General features: G+C 41.6%; 16 protein-coding genes. 10 read left to right on the forward strand and 6 right to left on the reverse strand.

What is annotated here, in order from left to right:
• Window positions 1-191 precede the first annotated feature (191 nt).
• Together ahpF and ahpC are read right to left on the reverse strand one after the other, a co-directional pair.
• Window positions 192-1,763, reverse strand: coding sequence for an alkyl hydroperoxide reductase subunit F (gene ahpF, locus A7985_RS10405; protein ID WP_065790389.1), 1,572 nt, complete (start codon window positions 1,761-1,763; stop codon window positions 192-194).
• A gap of 110 nt (window positions 1,764-1,873) precedes the next feature.
• Complete coding sequence (gene ahpC, locus A7985_RS10410; protein ID WP_063378354.1) at window positions 1,874-2,443, reverse strand: alkyl hydroperoxide reductase subunit C; 570 nt, start codon at window positions 2,441-2,443, stop codon at window positions 1,874-1,876.
• A gap of 266 nt (window positions 2,444-2,709) precedes the next feature.
• Here ahpC and A7985_RS10415 point away from each other — a divergent pair, with 266 nt between their 5' ends.
• From A7985_RS10415 to A7985_RS10435, 5 genes are all read left to right on the forward strand, one after another.
• Window positions 2,710-3,132, forward strand: a complete 423-nt coding sequence (locus A7985_RS10415; protein WP_065790390.1) for a DUF3429 domain-containing protein — start codon at window positions 2,710-2,712, stop codon at window positions 3,130-3,132.
• 296 nt (window positions 3,133-3,428) lie between these two features.
• Window positions 3,429-4,271, forward strand: a complete 843-nt coding sequence (locus A7985_RS10420; protein ID WP_081310505.1) for a GGDEF domain-containing protein — start codon at window positions 3,429-3,431, stop codon at window positions 4,269-4,271.
• Window positions 4,272-4,513: 242 nt separating this feature from the next.
• A complete protein-coding gene (locus A7985_RS10425; protein ID WP_065790391.1) occupies window positions 4,514-5,599 on the forward strand; it encodes a methyl-accepting chemotaxis protein in 1,086 nt (361 codons plus the stop codon).
• A 105-nt stretch (window positions 5,600-5,704) separates the two neighbouring features.
• Window positions 5,705-6,496 carry a class I SAM-dependent methyltransferase gene (locus A7985_RS10430; RefSeq protein WP_065790392.1) on the forward strand — a complete coding sequence of 264 codons (792 nt, stop codon included), beginning with the start codon at window positions 5,705-5,707 and terminating at the stop codon, window positions 6,494-6,496.
• A 201-nt stretch (window positions 6,497-6,697) separates the two neighbouring features.
• Window positions 6,698-7,546 (forward strand): EamA family transporter, encoded by an 849-nt coding sequence (locus A7985_RS10435; protein WP_065790393.1) that lies wholly within the window; start codon window positions 6,698-6,700, stop codon window positions 7,544-7,546.
• Between the two features lie 49 nt (window positions 7,547-7,595).
• Here A7985_RS10435 and A7985_RS10440 read toward each other — a convergent pair whose 3' ends face one another.
• Window positions 7,596-10,100 carry a S9 family peptidase gene (locus A7985_RS10440; RefSeq protein ID WP_065790394.1) on the reverse strand — a complete coding sequence of 835 codons (2,505 nt, stop codon included), beginning with the start codon at window positions 10,098-10,100 and terminating at the stop codon, window positions 7,596-7,598.
• Between the two features lie 187 nt (window positions 10,101-10,287).
• Here A7985_RS10440 and A7985_RS10445 point away from each other — a divergent pair, with 187 nt between their 5' ends.
• The 4 genes from A7985_RS10445 to A7985_RS10460 all read left to right on the forward strand — a co-directional run bounded on the left by A7985_RS10445 (window position 10,288) and on the right by A7985_RS10460 (window position 17,923).
• The gene (locus tag A7985_RS10445) at window positions 10,288-11,301 is read left to right on the forward strand and encodes a LacI family DNA-binding transcriptional regulator (protein WP_065790395.1); all 1,014 of its coding nucleotides are present in this window, start codon (window positions 10,288-10,290) and stop codon (window positions 11,299-11,301) included.
• Window positions 11,302-12,031: 730 nt separating this feature from the next.
• The gene (locus tag A7985_RS10450; protein WP_081310506.1) at window positions 12,032-13,258 is read left to right on the forward strand and encodes a threonine/serine ThrE exporter family protein; all 1,227 of its coding nucleotides are present in this window, start codon (window positions 12,032-12,034) and stop codon (window positions 13,256-13,258) included.
• A 502-nt stretch (window positions 13,259-13,760) separates the two neighbouring features.
• Entirely contained in the window at window positions 13,761-16,322 is a 2,562-nt protein-coding gene (locus A7985_RS10455; RefSeq protein ID WP_065790396.1) for a TonB-dependent receptor, read from the forward strand.
• A 299-nt stretch (window positions 16,323-16,621) separates the two neighbouring features.
• Window positions 16,622-17,923, forward strand: a complete 1,302-nt coding sequence (locus tag A7985_RS10460) for a TonB family protein (RefSeq protein ID WP_176716723.1) — start codon at window positions 16,622-16,624, stop codon at window positions 17,921-17,923.
• Window positions 17,924-18,080: 157 nt separating this feature from the next.
• Here A7985_RS10460 and A7985_RS26235 read toward each other — a convergent pair whose 3' ends face one another.
• The 3 genes from A7985_RS26235 to A7985_RS10475 form a co-directional block, all read right to left on the reverse strand.
• Window positions 18,081-18,338, reverse strand: coding sequence for a hypothetical protein (locus tag A7985_RS26235; RefSeq protein ID WP_176716724.1), 258 nt, complete (start codon window positions 18,336-18,338; stop codon window positions 18,081-18,083).
• A 370-nt stretch (window positions 18,339-18,708) separates the two neighbouring features.
• Window positions 18,709-19,308, reverse strand: a complete 600-nt coding sequence (locus A7985_RS10470; protein WP_065790399.1) for a hypothetical protein — start codon at window positions 19,306-19,308, stop codon at window positions 18,709-18,711.
• 100 nt (window positions 19,309-19,408) lie between these two features.
• Window positions 19,409-21,475: a winged helix-turn-helix domain-containing protein gene (locus tag A7985_RS10475; protein WP_065790400.1), complete on the reverse strand. Its 2,067-nt coding sequence runs from the start codon at window positions 21,473-21,475 to the stop codon at window positions 19,409-19,411.
• 203 nt (window positions 21,476-21,678) lie between these two features.
• Between A7985_RS10475 and A7985_RS10480 the strand changes: the two genes are divergently transcribed.
• Entirely contained in the window at window positions 21,679-24,339 is a 2,661-nt protein-coding gene (locus tag A7985_RS10480; protein ID WP_065790401.1) for a TonB-dependent receptor, read from the forward strand.
• Window positions 24,340-24,640 lie beyond the last annotated feature (301 nt).

Below are 24,640 nucleotides of genomic sequence, written 5' to 3' on the forward strand. Positions count from 1 at the left end.
AATAGGATATATCTTAGCTAGCTATTATTAGATATAAAATAACTTACGTGAAAATATAAATTATTTCATCAATTGCATTTATGAACTATATAAAAAAAGCCACGCATAAAAGCGTGGCTGGAGACACATTGCATGGGTGTATTGCAATGAATTAAGTCGGGCAAGGTGATGCACCTTACCAAAGGGAATATTTAAGCTGCTTGATTGACTGAATCCTGTGTTCGGATCAAGTAATCAAAGGCACCTAAGCTAGCTGTCGCACCACTCCCCATTGCGATTACAATCTGTTTGAAAGGGCTAATCGTTACATCACCAGCAGCAAATACGCCTTGCATACTAGTAGACCCCTTATTATCAATTTCTATTTCACCAAATCGATTTAATTCTACATCCGAACCTTGTAACCACTCCGAGTTTGGCACCAAACCAATTTGGACAAACACACCTGCAACCGTAATTGAGCGCTGTTGACCTGAATCACGCTCTAGATAGTGAAGCCCTGTTACTTTTTGGTCATCACCCGCTATTTCTGTCGTTTGTACATTGGTATGAATCGTAATGTTAGGGAGACTCTTTGCTTTATCTATCAGAACTTGATCGGCTTTTAACTCACTTGCGAACTCCAAAACCGTGACGTGCTCTGTAATATTTGCGAGATCTATCGCCGCCTCAATACCTGAATTACCGCCACCGATGACTGCCACCGGCTTTCCTTTGAACAAAGGCCCATCACAATGTGGGCAATAAGCAACCCCTCTGCCTTTATATTCTGCTTCACCGGGCACATTCACAGACCTCCAACGCGCGCCTGTGGAGATAACAACGGACTTTGCTTTCAAAGTTGCGCCATTTTCTAATTCAATATCCAAATACTCATTACGCTCGATATTGGCAACCTTATTACTCCCCATAATATCAACGTCGTATTGTTTAACGTGTTGCTCTAACTGCGCGACCAATTTAGGCCCTTCGGTCTCTTTAACGGAAATAAAGTTTTCGATACTCATCGTATCAGCCACTTGACCACCGAATCGCTCTGCTACAACGCCGGTGTTTAACCCTTTTCTTGCCGCATACACGGCCGCAGATGCACCTGCCGGCCCACCACCTATAACCAGCACATCAAAAGGCGCCTTGTCATTGAGCTTTTCGACTTCTTTTTGAGCCGAATTACCATCCAGCTTTTTCAGGATATCAGATAGACTCACTGCACCTTGGCTGAATAGTTCACCATTCAAATACACACTGGGTACCGCCATGATGCTGCGTTCGTCCACTTCATCTTGAAACAGTGCGCCATCTATCATGGTTGTTGAGATGTTGGCATTATTCGCGGCTAAGGTATTGAGTGCTTGAACAACCTGAGGGCAAGTCTGGCAACTAAGTGACACATACACCTCAAAATTCATTGGCTGGTCAATGAAGTGAATAACATCGAGTTCATCTTTACTTAGTTTACTCGGATGTCCACCAGCGTGTAGTAGAGCCAGCACCAAACTGGTAAATTCGTGACCCATTGGCACACCTGCAAAACTAATTTGCGTATTAGTGTCCTTCGCGTTGATAACAAGTGAAGGCCGTCTAGCATTCATATCGTAGTTTTCGACCACCGAAATATGCGCACTCAACGAAACAAGGTCTTGAGCAAGCGAGTTTAGTTCATCGGACTTATTACTGTTATCCAGTGCGATTTTAAGCTCTATGGGTGATTTAATTTGTTTAAAGTGCTCTTGTAATTGACTTTTAATTTGCGCGTCTAACATTTTTAAAATTCCTCATTGAAACGCTAAGCACATGCTTGCTTTGTAACGGAGATGCAAATTTCGCATGGTAGCCCGCTGGTAAAACCAGCAGGCTAAAGGCAATTAGCAAATTAGATTTTGCCAACTAAATCAAGAGAAGGTGCCAATGTCTCTTCGCCCGGCTGCCATGAGGCTGGGCATACTTCACCGTCATGTGTGGCAATGTATTGTGCTGCTTGAACCTTACGAACAAGCTCTTTAGCACTGCGACCAATACCTAAGTCATGCGTTTCTACAACTTTGATCTCACCCTCTGGGTTGATAACAAACGTACCACGTAGTGCCAAACCTTCTTCTTCAATCATTACACCGAAGTTGCGAGTAATTTTGCCCGTAGGGTCGCCAATCATTGGGAATTCGATTTTTTTAATTGTGTCTGACGCATCATGCCAAGCTTTGTGGGTAAAATGCGTATCCGTTGATACTGAATATACTTCTACGCCCATTTCCTGGAGTTGAGCATAGTAATCAGCTAAGTCGCCAAGTTCAGTTGGGCATACAAATGTGAAGTCTGCTGGGTAAAAGAAAACAATGCTCCACTTACCTAACAAGTTTTGCTCAGACACATCTACAAAGTCACCCTTGTGATAAGCTGTCGCGTTAAATGGTAAAAGTTTAGTGTTAATCAATGAAGTGCTCATAACTTTCCTCTTTAAAAAGTATGTAATTTTGTCTACAGCCTTAGCGGCTTTGCTTGAACACAAAGATATAAGCTTGGATGAATTAAATAAAATTGATTAAAACTATCATTGCTATCGAATAATTTGATTGAATAATCTGAACAGCAGATTAAACCTTAGGTATAATCAACACGTAAGAATGAAGGTAACTGTAGAAAACAACAGCTTGCCCGAACAACACGATTGTGCACAGCAAAGAAATTAACCCATATAAGAAAAGAGTATTTATGCATCCATATTTTAACCACATACAGCTAGGCTACATGGGATTTATTCCATTTTTATTGTGTATCGCCTGCACGCTCATGCTAGGCAGTTCTGAAACCTTAGTTGGCGTGTTTAGTTATTACAGTATGGGTATACTTGCGTTTATGGCGGGCACATTATGGCGCGCAGGAGATCAACCAAAGTCACACGCAGTGTTTGCAGTCGCAACGGTAATACCATTTCCATTGCTGTCACTTTTATCTCCAACGCTTATGCTTACCTACTTAGCAATTTGTTTTTGGGTCGTGCTATGGACAGAAAAAGCCATGCCCAAATGGCAAGAAACACACAAAGACTATAAACAAATGCGCTTTATTTTAACATCTGTGGTGTTTGTGTCTCACCTCTTCATGATATCTCAAGCAATTGAATTAACTAGATAGAATAAATCCAACCAAAAGAAAAGAGTTTTACATTTCGACTATTCCTTTAATCTAATGTAAAAAAGCTACAAGTTCTCAACTTGATAGATTACCATGACTGAATAGTAACAGGCATGTGTACCTTGTGGTTGATCACTCACAGGCCACTGAAATAGCCCTAAGCACTCAATTAGGGCTTTCCTGAAATAAAAATAATTATTTTAAGCGACTGAATAATTGTAGTAAGTTTATTTGCAGGCGAGCAAATCAAGGCGATAGCTGCTATAAGTTAGAAAGTAGCGTTGGGAGTGCAATTTATGTATCAAAAGCTGCTTTATGCCGCGATTTGGGTCTTTGTTTTGGGTTTCTATTTCTGGATGCAGGAACAGCCGGGCAACTTACTCGACTCACTGGAAGAGTTATTTTGGTTTAGCATTGCTTCAACCATGATCGTGTATTCTGCCCCCCACCTAAAGAACCGAGTACTTATTTGTGCTTGGGTCATATATTGCTTAGGTCTGTTACTGGATCTACTTGATGACTTTATTGCTGTGGATATACTGCCTGTCATTGTACTTGATACGTCCTTCAAACAACTTGGCTTTCTGCTCATTTGCTATGCACTGTACACCATGATAGTGCGAAAGCGTGAAACCATAACTCAGCTTAATAATGAAATACACCAGCGCAAACAGCTTGAAGACAAACTGAAGTTTGACGCAACACACGATGAGTTAACTAAAATAGGTAATCGCAGAGCCTGTTTTACACAATTTAATAAGCTATGTCAGCAGCACCCTACTCTCTTTTATTTTGATTTAGATGACTTTAAGTACGCGAATGATAAGTTTGGACACAATTGCGGTGACACCATCTTAAAAAAAATAGCGACCTCATTAAACGATGTTTTTGGCAAAGATAACTGCTTCAGAATTGGTGGTGACGAATTTGTCGCGTTTGGCTCTTTGAAGCAGAATAATGATGAGCAACTGAGAAAAAAGCTACTTGAAGAAGTGTTTGAATATGGCGTAGGGATCAGTATCGGGCATACGGAGACTGATCCGCAAACCGCACCTGACAAGCTGCTACATTTGGCTGATGCAGCAATGTACAACAATAAAAGCTTAAAATCGGTGCGCTCACGGCCTCGGCAAAGTTAAATAGTGTACCTCACTATAACCACATGCTTTAGCAACATACCTTATCGACATACCTAGTTGATATACTTTAAATTAAAGAAAATAGTTCTACACCATCACATATAAAATACTTCATAAAAAATTTGTGTCACAATAGCAATCAATGCAATGTATACATTGTTTGAAAATTTGAACGAGCTGTGTAATAACTTTTTGCGACACACTCACGCATAATAAGCGAAAATATAAAGGGGACTAAATCTGTGTTTAATAACTTATTCTCTAACACCGATTTTAAGGAAGAGCTACACCGCACAAAATCAGAGCTTGCTGCACAAGTTCAAGAAAATCAGAGATTGGAAGCTGAGAATCAACGTCTTCAAGAACAACTCGTCGAAGCTCAAGAACAACTCAATGACAACACCGATAACCAACTATTACAATGTGCTTTGTCTGGTATGAACCAAATTCAGGGGATCCGAGAAACCGTACTTCAGAGCTTTTTAAATATTGAACAAGACAGCTCTGCAATTTCAGAGGTCAATCAATCTTTTGAAACATCAGAAGAATCTTTAGCTAAGATACTTACAGGTATGGGTAAACTCTCTGAAAATATGTCTAGTATGACAGACAATATATCGGGTTTATCTCATATGGCAGACAACATTCACACGTTTGTCTCAACCATATCTAAAATCTCAGACCAAACAAATTTATTGGCGCTCAATGCGGCAATAGAAGCAGCAAGAGCCGGTGAAGCTGGGAGAGGATTTAGCGTAGTGGCAGATGAAGTACGTGCGCTGGCAAACAATACCAATGCCTCGGCCAATGAAGTTTCTGATCTTGTGACTAAAATAATCGATACGACTCAACTCACAGTTAAGGATGTATCTGTAATTCAAGACTCTAATAAAGTACTTTCAAGCAGTATTGAGCACTTGAATGATGAGTACGGCCAAATCGTCACAAGCTGCGGTTCAATGAGAAACACTATCTCTAATGCTACACAGCAAACATTTATTCAAACAGTAAAACTTGACCATGTAGTTTGGAAAAGCGAAGTGTATAACGTTATCACTGGCAGTAGTCATAAGGCAGTGACTGATTTTGCGGATCATACCTCATGCAGACTGGGGAAATGGATTTCGGGCGAAGGGGCAAAATTATATTCCGACAACTCTGCTTATCGACGCTTAGAGCAACCACACCGAGAAGTGCATAAAGCAGGTGTTGAAGCCGTAACTAAATTTAAGAATGGCGACAAGCAAGGTGCTGTACAACAACTAAATAGAATGGAGCAAGCGAGTATAGACGTGATGCACCTGCTGGATGAGTTAAAGAACGCATAACCAACACTACTGCGCTGTTAAAATATATAAAGATCACCTAAACAGCGCTTCACCATATAGTTTGGTTTGATATAATCTCTCGTTTTAAATTACCAGTAGTTTTTTATGAAGCTGAACTCACAGTGGCGAATTCTAACAGTAGGAGATGGCGACCTTAGCTTCTCCTATTCCATCCATAAACACCTTAAGCCCAAATCACTCGTTGCAAGCATCTATGACAGTGAATCAGCATTACGTGAAAAGTACCAAGATCATGCTTTGGATAAACTACTTGGCTCTGATGTACCCGTGCTCACAGAGTTCGATGCTACCATTGCGCACTCTTGGCAGCGACTAAAAGGGCAACAATTTGATGCGGTTATTTTTCAGTTTCCTTTAATTCCCGCATTTGCTTCTCATGACGAGTTTAAACAAAATCAGCTAAGTATTAATACACTCAACCGACGTTTGTTACGTTACTTTTTAGTTCACTCCCAACTGTATGCGCTAGATAAACAAGGCCCGATGCTCAGCATAATTACATCAAAAGACGTCAAACCTTATTGTGAATGGAACTTAGAACAAACCTTGAATCAGGGGCTAGACATCAACTACTTGGGGCAAATGGACTTTAAGATAGACCAATTTCCCGACTATAAAATAAGGAATGTAGATAGAGACAAACACGTAAAAGATACTCGTGGTGTAAGCTATTTTTGGTCGCCTAAAGCAAACACAGACCAAACGCTAATATTGGGATTACCAGACTACCTGTCAGATTCACATTGTAGTATGTGCCGAGCTGGGCCATTTTTGACGGAGCAAGATAAAAAAGCGCACTATTCATCAAAAAAGCATAAGCAGATGTCCGCCCATGAAAAATCTTGGCAAGCGTTTTTATCCGCTGAACAAGATTAAACACCAGCACAATTCACTTACCATAATGTTGCAAAAACCAGGATTACAAAACACAAAATCAACCTAAAAAGCACATAAAACACACAAGTTAAACATAAAAAGATGGAAAAAACGCGATAAAGGAATAATGTATACAAAACCATTGAGCGCGGTAGCCTAAAGCATTAGACTACCGCACTCTTAAAGCCAATAGGTGTATCAATGCAAATTCTGGATAAGCGTTTTTTGTATGCGATTGCATGCCTTCTTTTAGCCATGGTGACTATCCAATCTGGCGCATCAATCGCAAAGCAACTATTTCCTTATGTCGGTCCTGAAGGTACAACCGCTTACAGGCTAGGTTTTTCAGCGCTCATTTTGTGTCTCATTTTTAGGCCTTGGAGAAAGCTGCCAGCCAACTGGAGGCCGGTCATCCTTTATGGTTTGTCGTTAGGTATAATGAACTTGACCTTTTATTATGCTATCGAACGAATTCCATTGGGGATCGGGGTTGCACTTGAGTTTACGGGACCATTGGCTGTTGCACTCTTTTCCTCGAAAAGAAAACGAGACTACCTATGGGTGCTACTCGCAATTGCGGGCATTTTGTTACTATTACCAGATATGAATGAAGTTGACGGACTAGATCCTATTGGCGTAATCCTAGCGTTAGTTGCTGGCGCATGTTGGGCAGGTTACATCATCTTTGGAAAAAAGAGCGGTGGGCAAGGTTCCGGCGGTATGACCGTCGCTTTAGGGATGAGTGTAGCCGCTTTTGCTGTTGTGCCTTTTGGTATTGCTTCGCAAGGAATGGCATTATTGGATTGGCAACTAATCCCATTGGGGATAGCAATAGGTCTACTTTCCAGTGCGTTACCTTATAGTCTAGAAATGGTCGCGTTGCGTAATATGCCAGCCCAAGGTTTTAGCATTATGATGAGCCTAGAGCCAGCTATAGCAGCCTTAGCAGGTTTAATGATCTTAGGAGAGCTACTGACACTCTGGCAATGGTTTGCAATCTTTATGGTGATCGCAGCTTCTTTGGGCAGCTCCATCACGCAAAAAGAATAGTTTTAGAGTTACTTAACGTTGACGAGAGGCCCAAAAGGGCCACTCATTATTAATTCCAAGGAGAAGGATATTGAAACTCTTGTTGAGGCTCTGGCAGTTCAAATCTCAAAATCTCAGGTACTGAGTCGGTTTCTTCAACAGTTGGGAGTGGTTCAAAGTGCAGCTTGAGCCATGTTGACTGTTCATAAAGCATATGTAGCACTTCATCATTTTCAGCGTAAATATGGCCACTTTGCGGCAGCATCACCAACTTTACTGATTTACCCAAATCATTCATTGCGCTAAACAACCTCTCCGATTGAACGGGAAAGCTGGCTTCTCCTCTATCTTGATAACCGTGCACTAATAATAGCGATCCAGTCACTTTATCTGCCTTGAATATAACTGAATTATTTAAATACTTCGATTGGTTCTGCCACAAGCTATTGCTGCCTTTACCAAACGCAAATGGCGTAAGCGTAAAGTTGTAAGCACCACTTCTTGCAATACCCGTGACAAACAAGTCCGTACTAGCGAGTAAATTCACAACATTTGTTGCGCCTAGGCCATGTCCGCCAATCGCAATCTTCTCTTTGTCAGCAATACCTTGCGCAATCAGCGTTGAAACAATGGCTTGAGCACTATCACGCAACTGTTTTGTCAGCTCCTCCCCCTGTAGTTTCTCACTAAGTACCGGTAAGTTATGAATATTCAAGACAGCGTAGCCATCATGGACAAAGGGCACTCCACTTAGCGCATCTTGCTGATTAAAACGATATGGTGACCTTAACCCCTTGGTGTTCTTTGGCTCCTGCGAATTAAACCAAATAAGTACAGGGAGTCGTCCATTACTGGGGTCAAAATCATTAGGTAAATAGAAGTCTCCCTCGATGACACGACCGCCACTCACATTGAAGCTCATAAGTTCTTTGCTTATGCTACGCATACTTGGGTATGGATGCGTATTTCTTGTCAGCTGTTCAATCGTGTCAAAAGTTAGGTTTCTCGAAAAGTAATTCGCAGGGTTATCTTTGGACTCTTTTCGCGTGACGAAGCGCATGCCGTCATCAGAAATTACATCGATTACCTGTTCAAAATAGGGTGCGCTAGATTGCCAAATAGAAGTAAATAAATTGCCTTTGGCATCAAATCTGGACAAATAAGGTGTCACTTGGCCATTGTCATGATTGACACCTTTAACAAACAGATATCGGCCCCCTGCGACTTTTAAAACATCAACACCGAGGTCGTTTTTAGTGAAAATTAATTCACGTTTATCACCCGGCTTTAAGTCATCGAATAATTGTAGTTTCACTCGTGAACGATCGGGAGTTAATGGAGAAAAAGCATAATAGGTTTTTTGACCATTTGTTTCGTTCATAACTAAAACGGCTAACTGGTTATCACCCCACAGGATTTGGGATACTCGACCTTCTGTAACAGCATAGAGTCTAGGTGCACGCTTAAATGGTGCAGATATACTGTATAAGCTTTCGTTTTCATCACTGTCTGACGACTCAGCCCAGACCAGCGTAGCGCCTTTGTCTGCGCGCCATTTAAAAGCTCTTTTTATAGTCGGTTGCACAAATGGTTGAGAGAGCCTATCTGTATTTTGTAATGTGTGTTGTGGACGGTAAACTTCATACAGAGGCACGCCGCGCATTCCCCAAATCTGCCAAACGCTATTTCTTTGTTCAATAAAGTCGTCTTTTTGCATTTTCGAAAGCGTTCCTATATCCATCATGGCTACCAATAGATTGGTGGCATCTGGAGAAACTTTGAAATCACTAAAGTAGGCGGGTTGGCCTATCGCGACTGCGTTACCTTGCAGAGAGAGTTTGTACAGCTGCGCCAAAGCATAAGATTTAAACTCATCTTGTTGAACTGGCCCAAACTGTATTTCGTTTACGCTGGCAATACCCGCTGTAGAACTTACGACCAAAGGAGCTTGAATAATTGGGGTACGTTTGCTCGCTTGATCCACACTAGGACGAGTGACTTTGATATTTGCAATTAAGCCTGAACCATCAGCCAACCACTCGAAAGGCTTTTTTTGCGTGAACCCATTTAAAGGGAATTGAGATAAAATACGGCTCTTTTTTTGTTTAATATCAAAAACCCATAAATGGGCTGCCTGCTCTGTTTCCAGTATAAAAGCAAGGTGTCTGCCACTTGCGCTCCAAGAGGGGTGCAGGATTTTACCCTCGGGAATACCTCTCGGCCTAATTACCGCGCCTGTGTCGATGTGCTTAAAAGAGACATGAGCATATCGCGGAATATCTGAATGTAGGGTGCTGAGAGGGTTAAACTCAATGCCCAGTATGCTTTTGGTAACAGCAGGCTGAGATGGTCCGTTTTCTAATAAGGCCATCCAGCGGCCCTTAGGGTCCACCACTGCATCGGGCACACTATATTCATTTACAAATTCAGAAATTGCGTCTGACGGTTGCTTATAGTCCGATGCATTTGCATTGGCACTGTGAAACATGGAAAGTGCAAACCCAAACAGTATTGCTTTAAACAGTAATGAACCGGCAGTATTTATCACTTCTGAAAACCCTATTCTATTTCCCATAGCAGTCCATGATATAATGATTTTATGCTAAGTGCAGTATTTTAGAGACATTTGGCGTTCAAAAATATGATTTTTAGGCTATTGTTTTAGAGAAATGGGGCGCAATTGAATTGTAAGTTGCAGAGTCGAAGATTAAAAGTTTAAACTATGCAACCGTCATCAGCACAATGTATTCGATCAGGCACTTATGAATAACGACAAAAAGCCAGAAAAAATAACAATTTTTGATGTTGCCAAAGAAGCACAAGTCTCCAAATCTACCGTTTCGCTTGTATTAACTCACTCAGATAAAGTCAGCGATAAAAGCAAAGAAAAAGTCTTAAAAGCAATAGAAAAGCTTGGTTATGTCTACAATCGTGACGCCGCAGCACTTAGAAGTAAAAAATCGAACTTAGTTGCAGTTGTCATAAACGACTTAACAAACCCCTACTCAGCACAGTTAGCTGTGGGCTTAGAAAAACACATTTATGCGTTAGGCATGGTCCCAATGCTGGTGAATACCGGGGAAGACTTTCAACGCCAACAGCAAGTCGTTAACACGCTAAAAGAATACAACGTCAGCGCTTTTGTTATGGTGCCTGCACCTGGCACAAGTAAAGAATGGGTCAATCAATTAGTGCACTCTGGTTTTCCCGTAATAAATATAATGCGTGAAATTCAGTTTGCTGATGCACCGTGTATTCTCCCTGATAACCAAAAGGGAACACATTTAGCCACCGAACATCTATTAGAGAAAGGGCTTGATAAGTTGGCATTCTTGGGGGGAACCACTGAGATTTCTGACTATCATGAACGTGTAGCTGGTTTTCGCTCAGCAATTGCAGCGCGCAACTCTGCTTCGCAAACTCATGAGATCACAGCCCCAACAAACCGCCAAGGCGGTCGTGATGCCTTTCACCAATTGTATAAGGTGGCGCCTGATACACAGGCAATCGTTTGTTTCAGTGACGTAATCGCATACGGCGCTATAGAGGCAATGCGTGAACACAACCTAGTTCCAGGTAAAGACATCAAAGTGATCGGCTTCGATGATTTAGCCGACTCTAGGCTTATGCGCCCAGCACTGTCTTCGGTTCGAATTGACGCTGATGACATAGGTAAACGCACCTGTCAGGCACTAAGCGAAATACTTAACAAATCCCAGCCTCCAGTTAGGACACTGGTAGATATTACATTACAAATAAGAGAATCATCTTCTTAATTGCACAAGCCTCTGTGATTAGGTATGTCTGTTCTCTATCCCATTTGGAGCAGACAAAAAAGGGGGTCGCAAAACAATGCTCATGACTCCCCTGTGCCAGACGCTGTCACCACAGCAGAGATAAATACTTCATTGCTATAGCATGGTTTTATCGTACTAATCGAAAAAGAACACGTTTAGGCTGTGGGAGCTTTTAACCTGGCAACACATGGGCGAGAAAGCCTAGAAAAGTGGCTTTATTTTGATGCAAGCAAGTTATAACCACGTCTGGTTAATAGAACAGTTACAAAACAAAATCACTCATAACAGAATACACTCCTGTACAAAGCTGAATAAACAACTTTTATGACTGAATGCTTGGATAACGCACGCTGCGCAGTACTCAATACATGTTACCGAAGAATGAAGAAAAAAACGCAAACAAAATGCGTTGAAAATACAGCAAAACTGGTTAGAATGCGCGACGTAACTTATTATTGATTTTATGGAAATTTGCACCGAGTATGTTCTGGGCAGTTTCTATAAAATTAAACCACTGTTCAATCGTTAAAAATTTAGATTTGGCAAAGTATTTGTCTTTCTTAATTTAATCGTTCAGATTTGTAACATAATTGAGCAGTAACATTACATCATTAAAGTCACGGTATTCAGTGTATTTTGGGGTTTAAGCACTAACGCTTAAATTTTGGGGCTTGGCCCTTAACTACTCAACTAATTAGGTATTGCTCAGTTGAACTCAGCGACGTTTACGCAAAAGCGCAAGTTTATTGTTAAGCTTGGCAAAATGCTTCACCAATATGGCACACCAGCTTTTCGCTTAGAAGCACATTTAATGGAAGTTGCCACACACCTTGGATTAAAATCATCCTTTGTTATGTCACCTACTTCTGTCACTTTTGTGATATGGACTGATGGACATGAAGAAGAATACACGCACGTAGCACGAGTCGAGCCGGGCGATCATGATTTAGGGTCACTGGCAAATACTGATGACGTGGTGAACCGAATGCTGGCAGGTGAGTTGACTATCATTGAAGCCGACGAGAATTTAGACCAAATTCAAACCGCTGAATCCCCATACTCTAGATGGCAAATGGCACTTGCATTTGCCGTTTCTGGTGGGGCTTTTGCCATGCTAATGGGCACCAGCTGGGGCGATGTCATTTGGTCGGGTATCATCTCCATCTTAGTTTATCTCTTTATCTTGTGGTCTGAACACTCAAAGCGTGTCACCCACATGTTAGAGCCAATGGTTGCCATTGCATCCGCTATCGCTGCGTGCGCCGTATCCGCATATATTGATCCGCAGTTAAACATCCGCTTAGTCGTATTGTCTGCCATTATTGTGTTTATCCCAGGCCTTGCACTGGCACTGGGTTTCGCAGAGCTTTCAGCGAGACACCTAGTGTCTGGAACAGCGCGCGTGATGGACGCATTTATGCTGTTGTTTAAACTATACTTCGGTGCTTTTTTAGGCATTAGTATTGGGTTTTATATATTTGGCCAAGCAGATTTTGTTGAACCTGACACGATCCCAAAATGGACAGCGTGGCTGGCGGTATTCCTACTTTGTCTGAGCTTAGTTGTTATATTCAAGACCAAGCTAAAGCATGTTCCTTGGTGTATTACATCTGGATTTATTGCATATGCAGTTTCTGTAAGCGCGGCAATCTACTTTGACTATGCGCTGGGAACATTTGCAGGGGCGTTCGCTGTGGGTATTTTCAGCAATATATTCAACCGAGTTGAAAATGCACCAGCCTCAATCGTAACGATGAAAGGCCTCATTGTTTTGGTCCCTGGTTCCAAAACATATATAGGTCTCAACTCACTTATTGAAGGACAAAGCTTCGTTATGGCGGATCACATCGGGCAGCAGACATTCTTAATATTTATGTCACTCGTTGCAGGTTTGATATTTGCAAACGTTGCACTTCCCCCTAAAAAGAGCCTCTAACCCGGCTCTTTTAATAATATCAATCTATATTAATGCTCAGCGTTAGCAGCGAACTTGCGCTGAGTTTTCAATGCACACACTGTGCGCTCCCCCCCTTCTTCAATTAGGTAAAAGCCCTTTTCTGCAAATTGAAATCGATTTTGTAACCCCCAGCGAGGTCAATTGATAATAATGACTGTTCATTAAAGATCAAAAGCAGCACACATCATTTCCTACCTTATGATTAAATTCCAAACTTTAAACCTTAACCTAAGCGTTATAAGTTGTGAATGTAAACATAATTTTAATAGATGAGCTATAAGTAAATTTACTTTAGTCAGCTAATTTATAGACAAAATTATTTTTATATCATTTAAATACAATGAATTATACTTAACAACTTTTTTGTTTTTACGTTTCACATCAATTCATAGCCATTCAAGATTTAACATTCCTCTCTGTTGTTAAATCTTCACTGCACTAAAGCGATTACGCTTAATTAACATCCAAGGGGATTGGTAAGATGTTCAAAAACAAAAATAGACTCGCGGTAGCTGTTGCCTCGGCACTGATGGGGTCAGCTTTATACACACCTGCTGCTGTTTACGCGGCCCAGAGCAATGCATCACAAAAAGAAGTCGAAGTAATACAGGTTCGCGGTATTAGAGGAAGTGTTGTTAAATCGCTTAATACGAAGCGATACGCAGACGCCATTGTCGATGCAGTAACGGCCGAAGACATCGGTAAGTTTCCTGATCAGAATGTAGCGGAGTCTTTGCAACGTATTACCGGCGTATCATTGACTCGAAATTTTGGTGAAGGTGAACGGGTCAGTATCCGAGGTACTAGCGAAAGTCAAAATAGAACACTATTAAATGGTCAAGCGGTAGGCTCTGCGGATTGGTGGACAAATTCAGCAGCAAGTCGTGGTTTTAATTATACGATGCTTCCCTCTGAAATTGTTGCAGGCCTAGAGGTTTACAAATCACCTGAAGCCGATATTGACGAAGGCTCCATTGGTGGTACCATCATCGTAAAAACCAGAAAACCTCTTGATTTAGAAGCAAATAAAATTGCTGGTTCACTTCTAGCCCAATACAGTGAAGTATCTGGCGAAACAGATCCTCAAGCATCTATCATGTACAACTTTAAAAATGAAGATGAGACATTTGGTGCACTCTTCTCAGTAATTCGACAAGAGCGTAATCTACGTCGGGACGGTATTGAAGCGTGGAGCTGGGCTGATAGAACAATCACAATGAAGGATGGGACTGTTCATGAAGACGTTTATAGTCCTGGTGGTGGAGGTTCTGCTATGTTCTCTCAAGAGCGCGTCAGAACAGGGATCACTTTAGCACTCCAATACCAACCAAGTGATACCACTGACATCACTTTAAATTTACTAGATTCAACTCTCGATGCCGACAATGAAAACCAAAACTTCCTTTGGTTACCAGAGCGAGGCAATTCTAAATACACCGACATCACCATTATTGACCATAACAAGGTTGGCAATATGGTTGTCGGTGGCACTTTAGGACTTTCTCCAGACAGTACAAATATTCTTGATGAGACCAAAGTCAGGAATTCACAGCTTAAAACGAAAGCTTATGACCTAAAAGTCGAACACGAAGGCGAAGTATGGCAGTCCTCTTATCAATTAGGTTATACCGAAGGTACCGGTGGCTCTCAAGCTGACCGTTCAGTTGGCTGGGTTGGCAACTACGTCCATTCATTTGACGCTTCACAAGCTGAAGATATCAAAACGTCATACGGCGCGGATCCTACTGACGGGACTAAATGGGACCTTGGATTCTTGCGCTATGACAGTAATGACGCAAAAGATGACGAAACCTATATTCAAGCAGATTTTAAACGCCCTATCGATATTGCTGTCTTTAGCGAAATAAAAATGGGTGTAAAATACCGAGATCACAGTCGATTCAATACGAAGCATACGACGGATAACCGTACCGACTTAGGCTGGAGTCTTGCTGATTACTCGCTCGCAATGCCAAGTGATTATCTTTCAGGGTTAGGTTCTTCAGGTACATTAAGAGCGTATGCAATCACTGACTCAGATAAAGTTCGTCGCGATGGAGACGCCTTAGCATGGGATTACAGAGTCTTAAAAGCCAGTACTTTTGACATCAACGAAAAAATATTGGCAGGTTATGTTAAAACGACGATAGATGCCGATGGTATGCGTGGTAACTTGGGTGTTAGGCTAGTACACACCAAACAAGAATCTTCAGCATTCTCAGGTGAAACGGGTGCAGAAGTTTGGACAACCCAAGACAAAGACTACTTTGATATTTTACCCAGCATCAACTTGGCCATTGATCTGAGTGATGATCTTCTCATGCGATTCAGCGCAGCAAGGGTTATGTCTAGGCCCGATTATGCCAGTATGACAGCTTCTACATCTTACAATGTGGAAACACAAACAGGCACTGGTGGTAACCCAGATATCGATCCATTCAGAGCAACGCAGTTTGATACCGGTATTGAATGGTATTTTAATGAAGCGGGTTTATTCTCGGCCGTGTTTTTCTATAAAGATATTCAATCATTTTTAGATAGCACACCCGCATTTGAAATACACGACAACACTCGTATTCGCATTAGTCGTCCAAGCAACGGCCGAGCGGGACGTATTCAAGGTTTAGAGTTTGGTTATCAACAAGAGCTACTCGAAGGCTTTGGTGTTTCGGCAAACTACACCTATGTTGATGGCGAAGCAAAAGATAAAGATGGTAACGACGTTACCATCCCAGGAAACTCCGAGCACACCATAAACTTAAGCGCTTATTATGAGAACGACGACTTTAGCGGTCGAATTTCATATAACCACCGTTCTGGTTACGACTCAGGAAACGACTGGCCTGGATACATTGATGCCTATGGACAAGTGGATGCCAACCTCACCTATAACATCAATGAAAATCTTGCAGTTGTACTAGAGGCAATTAACCTAACTGATGAACATACCTTTAGTTATCAAGAGGAAGGCGTTGAGCAAGCACTCACTGGCGTCTACGCTGACGGGCGTCGCTTTGTCGCTGGTATTCGATTCAATTTTTAAGTAGATCCTTGTTATAAATTGCTAGCACAGGATCCACATGGCTATGGATGGCCTCTCCCTGCCCAGGAGACACAAGCTGAAGGCGGTATTGCTGCCCTTCAGCTTTTCTTTTTATCTGTTATCAATATGGTAATTGTTTGTAAAAGCTGTAGAATCGGTCGTTTAGGTGTTGGTTTTAACACTGTTCATTTGGTTATTTAAGGCCTACTTTTTAAGTTTGGTTATCGATACAAGGTGACGTATTAGTTAGCATGTTGCATTTTAGGACTTTTCGAATTCTTTTATTACTTTTGGCTATTTTGCCCAAGGTAAGTTTTGCAGATCTGTTCACCGCGACCCAACACTACCAGCAGGAAAATTACACAGAAGCTTACAATGAGTTTTATAAACTTGCTGAAGTCGGCAATGGCGACGCAATATATAATCTTGCAGTGATGTCACTCTATGGACAAGGAACCGAAAAAAACCTCACCCTCGCCTATGCTTATTTTACAATTGCTGCAGAGTACGGTATTGCAGAATCACAAAAAACAGCACAGCTCATTGCAACTCAATACCAAGATAAACAAGCTCTGAAACAAGTTCTCGAGCAAAAAAGAGCGCTCTTTGGCTACCCGTTCATGAGCCAAAAATACTCCCCAAATTTTACAGAGCTGGCGTTTTCAAATGACCCGATAGAGAAAGTTTATGAAAAAGTACCGGCTTATCCTGAACAAGCTGCAAGGCAAGGATTAGAAGGCTGGGTATGGCTTGAATTTGACGTTGGTGTTACGGGTGCTGTGAAGAATATCAAGGTCATAGATAGCTACCCTAAAAATATTTTTACCAGTGCGCTCCTCAATGCCGTAAGCATTTGGCGTTATAAGGCCAATCACCCAAAAAAGAATCACTCTCTGGTGTATCACTTCACTACTTTCAAAGGCAAGGAGTATCAACGCACACTAGGGTTCCAGCAAAAAGATTATCGCAATGAAATCAAAAGACATATTGACGCAGCTGAACAAGGTAATGCTCAAATTCAATATTACGTTGCCAATTGGCTAAGCTCTGACAAATATAATGCGAGCCAATTGCTAAAATACCACTGGCGTGATGACACTGCACACTTAACAATGCTGTTGGCAGCAGCCAAAAATAACTATCCAATCGCCCAGTACAAACTTGCAATTGAGCTATTATCTAACACCCCTTCGACACACCAATTCAATGTCGCGGTGAATTGGCTGTACAGAAGCGCCAAAACATTTGCACCAGCCCAATATAAACTCGCCACGCTCTATGCAGATTCAAACAACGAAATATTCGCTCCCCATAAAGCGACCAATTGGTATAAACAGGCCGTTGCTCAAGACAATCGAGCCGCAAAAGCGCTTTCTCTGCATCTGTTTAAGTACTCTCCAAATTCACCACAAATCACCAAGTGGCTGGAAACCGCATTAGGAAGGGACCGTGGTGACCCCGAGCTATTGCTACTGAAAGCGAAATTGAGTAAATCAAACGATCCCCAAAAGGCACTGCGCCTCGCAAAAACCGCTTTAAGAAATGCCAAAGAAAGAAACTGGGATGCATCCCCTATTCAAACATTTTTACGCCGGGAATAACGCATAAAATCGCCCTATTTGGTCAGTGTAAAAATTCAGCGAGCGATCGAGTGATTATGAATAGGCGAATTGCAGTGATGAATGACTGAAAAATGCAGTAAACAATCACATTGACCAATAGATGACTAGCTAGACGGTTGCTCTGAAAAGTATCGCTCTAATCGACTTTTTTTAGCTCAATTTGGTTTTCAAGTAATTCAGACCAAGGTATATAAAACGCAGTTTGTTCACCAGTATCCGATGGCAATAAAGCCACTTTTGCGATTTGATGCCCAAAGTAACAATCGAATTCCAAGCTCTCTATAGACTCTACTTTCACCCCCCTAAACGCGTTAACTCTGCCAAATAAAAGCGTATCACCCTCGATTCTTGCGCGACAGGGAACAGTAAAACTTTCAAAAGGAATTGCTGCCATCACACTTTCAGCTGCATATAAAGAACTACTGTCAACAGAAGTGCCTATTTTTCGTAAAAATAGGCTGTATTTTGTTCTTCGGTATACTCCGCCCAAATAGCTAACTAACAAAACAAACAAGCATGAGATAATCACAGCGCTAGTTAAAGAAATGTGTAAGCCAAAGCTTAGTGAAACAGTTGAAAAAACCAACGTTATCAACGATTTAGACATCTTCAATATTGAGAGTTTTACCTTAGGAAAGTTAATCAAATACAAGCCCTTATACATATTAATTTGGTGCTTTTAAACAGGGGAAAAAGCTCAGTGCCTTTTGCAATAAATCACCATTATCATATGTTCATGTCGACAACACAAACTTAACGCTTTCTCACCGCACAGGTGTATTAACGATCGATTTCTCACAATGCACACCCTCATTCAATTGAGAGCCACAGAGTGCCGTATTTATAAAGCCGACATCAATTACGAGGGCACTTATATCTATATTAGGGTACATGCGACTTAGCAATGTTTGGTCGTGTTTCGAATTATCAAAAATTGATAAGCCTATGACGGCTTCGCTCTTCTGCGCTTTTTCAGAAAAATGAAAGCGACCTATGTAGTTTACGTCACCACCTTTACTTAAAAACGTACTGCCGACTTCACTCACGGAGGTAGATGAATAAAGGGTACTTACTTTCCAACCCGTAAGTGTGTATGAACCAGTAGGTAAAGAAAGCGCAAAAATTCCCCCTTTGGCGCCTTCAATTTTAACGAGTTCAGCTCTAACAAAACCAGTTTCACCAGTATGGTTATTTTTATAGTGTAACTGGTAGTCCGCAAACTGACCTTCATATGAAATCGTGCCCCAAACCACACCACGGCTGGTATCACCTTGCACCTTATAATCAGGATCAATACTAGGTGTCGCGCAACCAGCTAATAAAGTTACAACACCAAACAGTATGCACTTGAGTAACAGCCTCATACCCAACACTCCTTTAACAACAATGTATTACTCGCTTTACTGTGCATTTCGTCAGCAAGTTATGCAACACATTTATTGCAAATAATCAGCACTTGTATATTTATGGCTTTGCAAATTTTTGCAAAACGATATCCATCTCTAAGTTTTCAACCCGATTCAAAATAATTTGATTGCCATCTAATGTAGAACTCAGCCCTAAGTCCACATTCATGTTGTAAAGGTGCAAGCCTATATCAGCAACAAACTCATTTTTTTGCATAAAGCTATTAAAATTATAAAGCGATAACTGATGCCCCTGTTTAACGACATAATAAATCCCGTTTGTATGCAAAGCTGGACGGTATAGATCAATAGAGTTTGATAACTGCTCGAGGCTAACTCGACCTTCAAGCACCTTAAAAAGATACTGCTTCAACGCCATGGTAAACCCATCAAAGCTAATATTTTTTTTCAACAATGGGAGCCGTTCATTGTCCGCGTCAGTTAATAAGTAATTTGCAGCGCTTCCCACATCGTATCGCCAATATTTGAATTCTTTCGACTCCATAGTTCGATAATAAATTGATTTACCATCGTCAGCCCAATATATGTTACTCAAACTATTGTTTTCCTTCACAACAGCGACCGGAGTTTTAGCAAATACATTCACGATGTAGAGCGTATTGCTCTCACTTAAAATGGCTAAATACTCCGCGTCCGATGAAAATAACAACAGTTTTGGCTTGTCTGACTTGGGCATTTTAGTCAATAAGCTCGGCGTTGCTTTTAAGCGATGTTTTATCCAGATTTCCACATGATCTATTTGAGGGTCAACCCTCGGAGCAGAAGACACATAGGCCAGCTGCATACCATCAGAGGAGATACTCGCAAGCGTATCTACTCTGGCATTTGACGACACCGCTTGAAACTCAGTTTTGTTCCGATTAAATAAGTAAAGGTTTACTTCAGCAGTGCCCTCAGTGTGAGCCAAATAACCACTTGTTCGCTCAATTGCTAGCTCAGTAATTTTTCCATAGGGTTTATAAATTGAAACGGCTTTTTGAGCGCCTTTATGCAATTGTAAATCTCCGCCGATACTGACTATTTCCCCTTGTTTTAACCCAAAGTAAGGTTGACTAATTTTGTCCAGGTCTGGCAGCTCACCAACCGTGCCATCAAGGCTTGCATATGCTTTAAATACTTCATCACTCGGACTCGAATAGAGTAAGCTATCACCCAGCACATCATAGTGCTGAACGCCCCGCAGAATTTGAGATTCATGCAACGTAAATTGTGCATTTTCATCAATATGCACGTCGTATCGAACCAAAGCTTTTTCCCCAGAAATAGTGCGATTTACAAGTAGACTGTCACTAGAGTGCCATATTATTTTCTCTGGTTCATGCGCACCATCGCACTCCATCAAGTGCTGCTCTTTATTTAATCGCCACAATTCTATGGCATTGTTCACTGGTAGTGCACGCACCTCACAGCTAAAGGGGCCAAAGCGATAATACAGCAACCAATTACCATCCGCTGACCACGCTGGAAGTTGTTCGCTATACCCTGTTGATTTGACGGTGTGCGTAGTTTGGGTCTGCAAATCATACACTGCGAGGTCAAATTGACTCCGACCAGAACCTATCTGGCTGTAAGCTAAATATCGACCATTTGGGGAAAAACTCAGCTGTACTTCAGCACCTGGCGCTGATGTTATCCTCGAAATATATTCTACTTTTCGAGTTTGGTCGTTGCTGCCCCAATCTAGAAATACCAACAGCGCCAGAAAAAAGCCAAAAGCGATACCACCAAACATCCAATTAAAAGGAATATGCTGGTTCGGTGTTTTTGCTTTGTCTATGAGTGAGGGAGTATGTGAGTATGTAGCAATGCATTGATAACCAATTTTGGGGACTGTTTTTATAAATAGGGGCTGTTTGGATGTATCACCCAATACCTTACGCAATTGCACAATGAGCTGACTGACCGAATTATCACTTACAACTAAGTTTGGCCAAAGTTGCTCTATAATTTCGTCTCTTGTAACTGGCTCTGGGGCTTTGTCTATTAGCAGTCGTAATAACGCTAGCTGCTTGTGTTCAATTGGCGTCCACAGCCCCGCCACTTTGACACTCATTTTTTTGGTATCAATTAATACATCATTTAATAAAAAACGTTCAAACTGCATTGATTGATCCAACAAAAATTTGCTACCTATTATTCAGAAAGTCACAAAACAGACATCTATTCCCTTATCATCATACTATGTTATGCTACTTGAAAAAATAATTTACCTATATGTAACCTTGATCCGTTTGTTCTTGCGTTTTAAAACATAAGTGCAAAAAGTGTCACGATAAGTTAAATGCTTTATTGCAGGAGTCGGAAATAATGATTTTTAGCAGTCGTAATAACCAATTTCTGATTACCAGTGGTTTAGTTGGTGCTTTATTACTTACTCAAAACGCCTATTGTTCTACTCAACCCCACAAAGAAACACCGCGCTCAGATAAGGCTTCCGACTCATCAAAAGACCCTTTAATTCATATTCAAATCAGGGGCTTTCATGACAGCGTTGTCAAATCTCTCAATAATAAACGCTATAGTCAACAAATAAGCGATAGTATTAGTGCACAAGAGATTGGGAAATTCCCCGACAAGAATGTTGCCGAGGCTCTGCAAAGGATAACCGGGATATCTTTATCTCGAGTACAAGGCGAAGGTGAACGAATTGGCGTCAGAGGAACAACGCCCGAACAAAACCGCACATACTTAAATGGCCAGTACTTGGCATCGGCAGATTGGTGGATATCCTCTTTGCCGAGTAGAGGGTTTAACTTTACGCTGCTTCCTGCTGATATTGTTTCTAGTTTAGAGATTTATAAAACCCCACAGGCAAATCAAGATGAAGGCTCTTTGGGTGGCGCCATCAACATAAAAACAATTGACCCACTGTATGCAGAGTCAGGAACGGGATCAATTACAACGCAGATTCAATATAATGACTTGTCCAAGCAATATGACCCCCAACTGTCCGGCGTATATAGTTGGAAGAATCAATCGAAAGATTTCGCCTTTTTAATAACGCTTAACCATCTACAGCGCTCTTTAAGACGCGACGGATTAGAGTCGTGGGGCTGGCATGAAAGAAACTTGGATAAAACGTCCAATGGTGAACTTGTAGCATCAACTCACCCTAATGCCACATACAAAAATATATGGACACCTGGAGGTGGTGGCTCCGCGGTATTTTTACAAGACAGAGTACTCACAAGCCTGACATCCAGTTTTACTTATCAACTCGATCATAATTGGGTGCTTCGTTCACACCTACTCCACTCTGAGTTAAGTGCAGATAACAGCAATCAAAACTTCCTTTGGCAGCCAGGAAAAGCACTTGATGCACGCAGCCCAATTCCAGCCTATGAGATCCGAGACAATACGTTGGTATACGGAGAAATAGGCCACGCTACCTCCAAACCCTTTAATACCAGCATGGAAGCAATTTGGAGACAAGCAAAGATCCAAACTCAGAGCTTTCACCTAGACCTAAATTACACTGGCCCATGGTGGGATGCCCAATACCAAGTAGGTTATACACATGGGCAGGGTGGCACCAGTGAGGATAACACGGCACAGTTTTCAGCCAACACTCTGTATTCATTTGATACTCGGGTACCACAAAACATCCAAACACATTATGCCACTTCTCCTCTACAAGCTGACAAATGGTTTATTAGTGAAGCCCGAAGCGACAGTCAAGATGGCAATGACACGGCTTATTTTATACAAAAGGATTTTGCCCGAAATTTGACTACACCAGGCTTAGAAAAATTAAGCTTTGGCGGCAAATACAAGCGCCATAAACGCGATTTTATCAGAATGCGGTCAATTCACGGTGGCCTAGACGGCCTTGCAGCCCAGCTCGGAAGCAGCCTAGCTGATTACCCTGCACCTTTTGTTGATGATTACCTTCACGGTATTGGCAATGAGCAAACTTTAAAACGCTATAGTTTTGCGAATATTTCGGCCCTAGAAAAAGACTTCTCGTCTTTAACATTTGTTCAAAACGAAGAGAAAAATAGTCGATTTTACATCGAAGAGGAAACACTCGCAGGGTATTCCATGCTCACTTTAAGCGGTTCAAGTTATAGCGCAAACCTTGGTCTTAGATTAGTAAAAACATGGCAACAAGCACAGGCTTATGAGCGCATTGCAACATTGCCAGATACCACCGCAGACTACAACTGGCAATCAAATACAAAAAGTTATACTGATTTACTGCCAAGTGTTAATCTCCAAGTCGACTTAACCGAGTCTCTCATTAGTCGTTTCGCCGTAGCAAGAGTCATGTCTCGCGCTCAGTTTCACCATCTCATGCCATCTACAAACTACAACGTGACCCAAGCTCAGGGGCAAGGGGGAAACCCCGATTTAGACCCATATCGCGCAACGCAGTACGACTTAAGTTTGGAGTGGTATTTTGCCGAAGCAGCCCTAGCTTCAATTGCGATATTTAATAAAGATGTTGAGTCCTTTATCGAGTTTAAACGTCAATTAGAGCTGCACGAAGGTGTTCTCATGTCCATTGATAGGCCTATCAATGGCAACGGCGGGACTATTAGGGGTATAGAGCTGAGCTATCAGCAGGCCATAGCTTATGGATTTGGCATTATCGCAAACTATACCTTTGTGGATGGTAGTAGAACATCTCAACTAAGTGGCTTAAAGGATTGGATCCCGGGAACTTCAAGGCACAGTGCTAACCTCACCGCCTACTATGAAAATAATCAACTCAGTATTAGGCTCGCGTACAATTTTAGAACTGAATTCGCGACTGGGGTTGGAGAAACAAAAATGGATGATTATGGGCAGTTAGATGGTAATATCACTTATTCACTCAATGATAACCTTGATCTGGTGTTTGAATTTTTAAACTTAGGTGATGAGACTATTTACACGTATGACCGTAATGAATACGCACCCACTGCGGTTTATAGAAATGGCCGACGCTTTTATCTTGGCGCGCAATATCGTTTCAATACCAACTAAGGTAAAGGGTTTTAAACTAGCTAAGCAGGTATCTCAAAAGCATTTCAACCGATACGAAACATGGCGTGTTTAAACATCACCAATGTGAAAAGGGGGACCACATCAAGTAGCCCCCGCAATTCATTGACGCTTTGGGTTTTTGATTGCGCCTCCCTAGTTCTAATTTGCAAATCACTGGTTCATAAAAGTATGTGTGAATGAACAGTCACCTTTTCGCCTTTTACACAAATCAAGCGCTCCATATATCAATAAATTATCGAACAAAAGTCAGTAGCTAAAACTAATTACGTGATTATTTACT

This window comes from Pseudoalteromonas luteoviolacea (assembly GCF_001696455.1).
GTDB lineage: Bacteria > Pseudomonadota > Gammaproteobacteria > Enterobacterales > Alteromonadaceae > Pseudoalteromonas > Pseudoalteromonas luteoviolacea_C.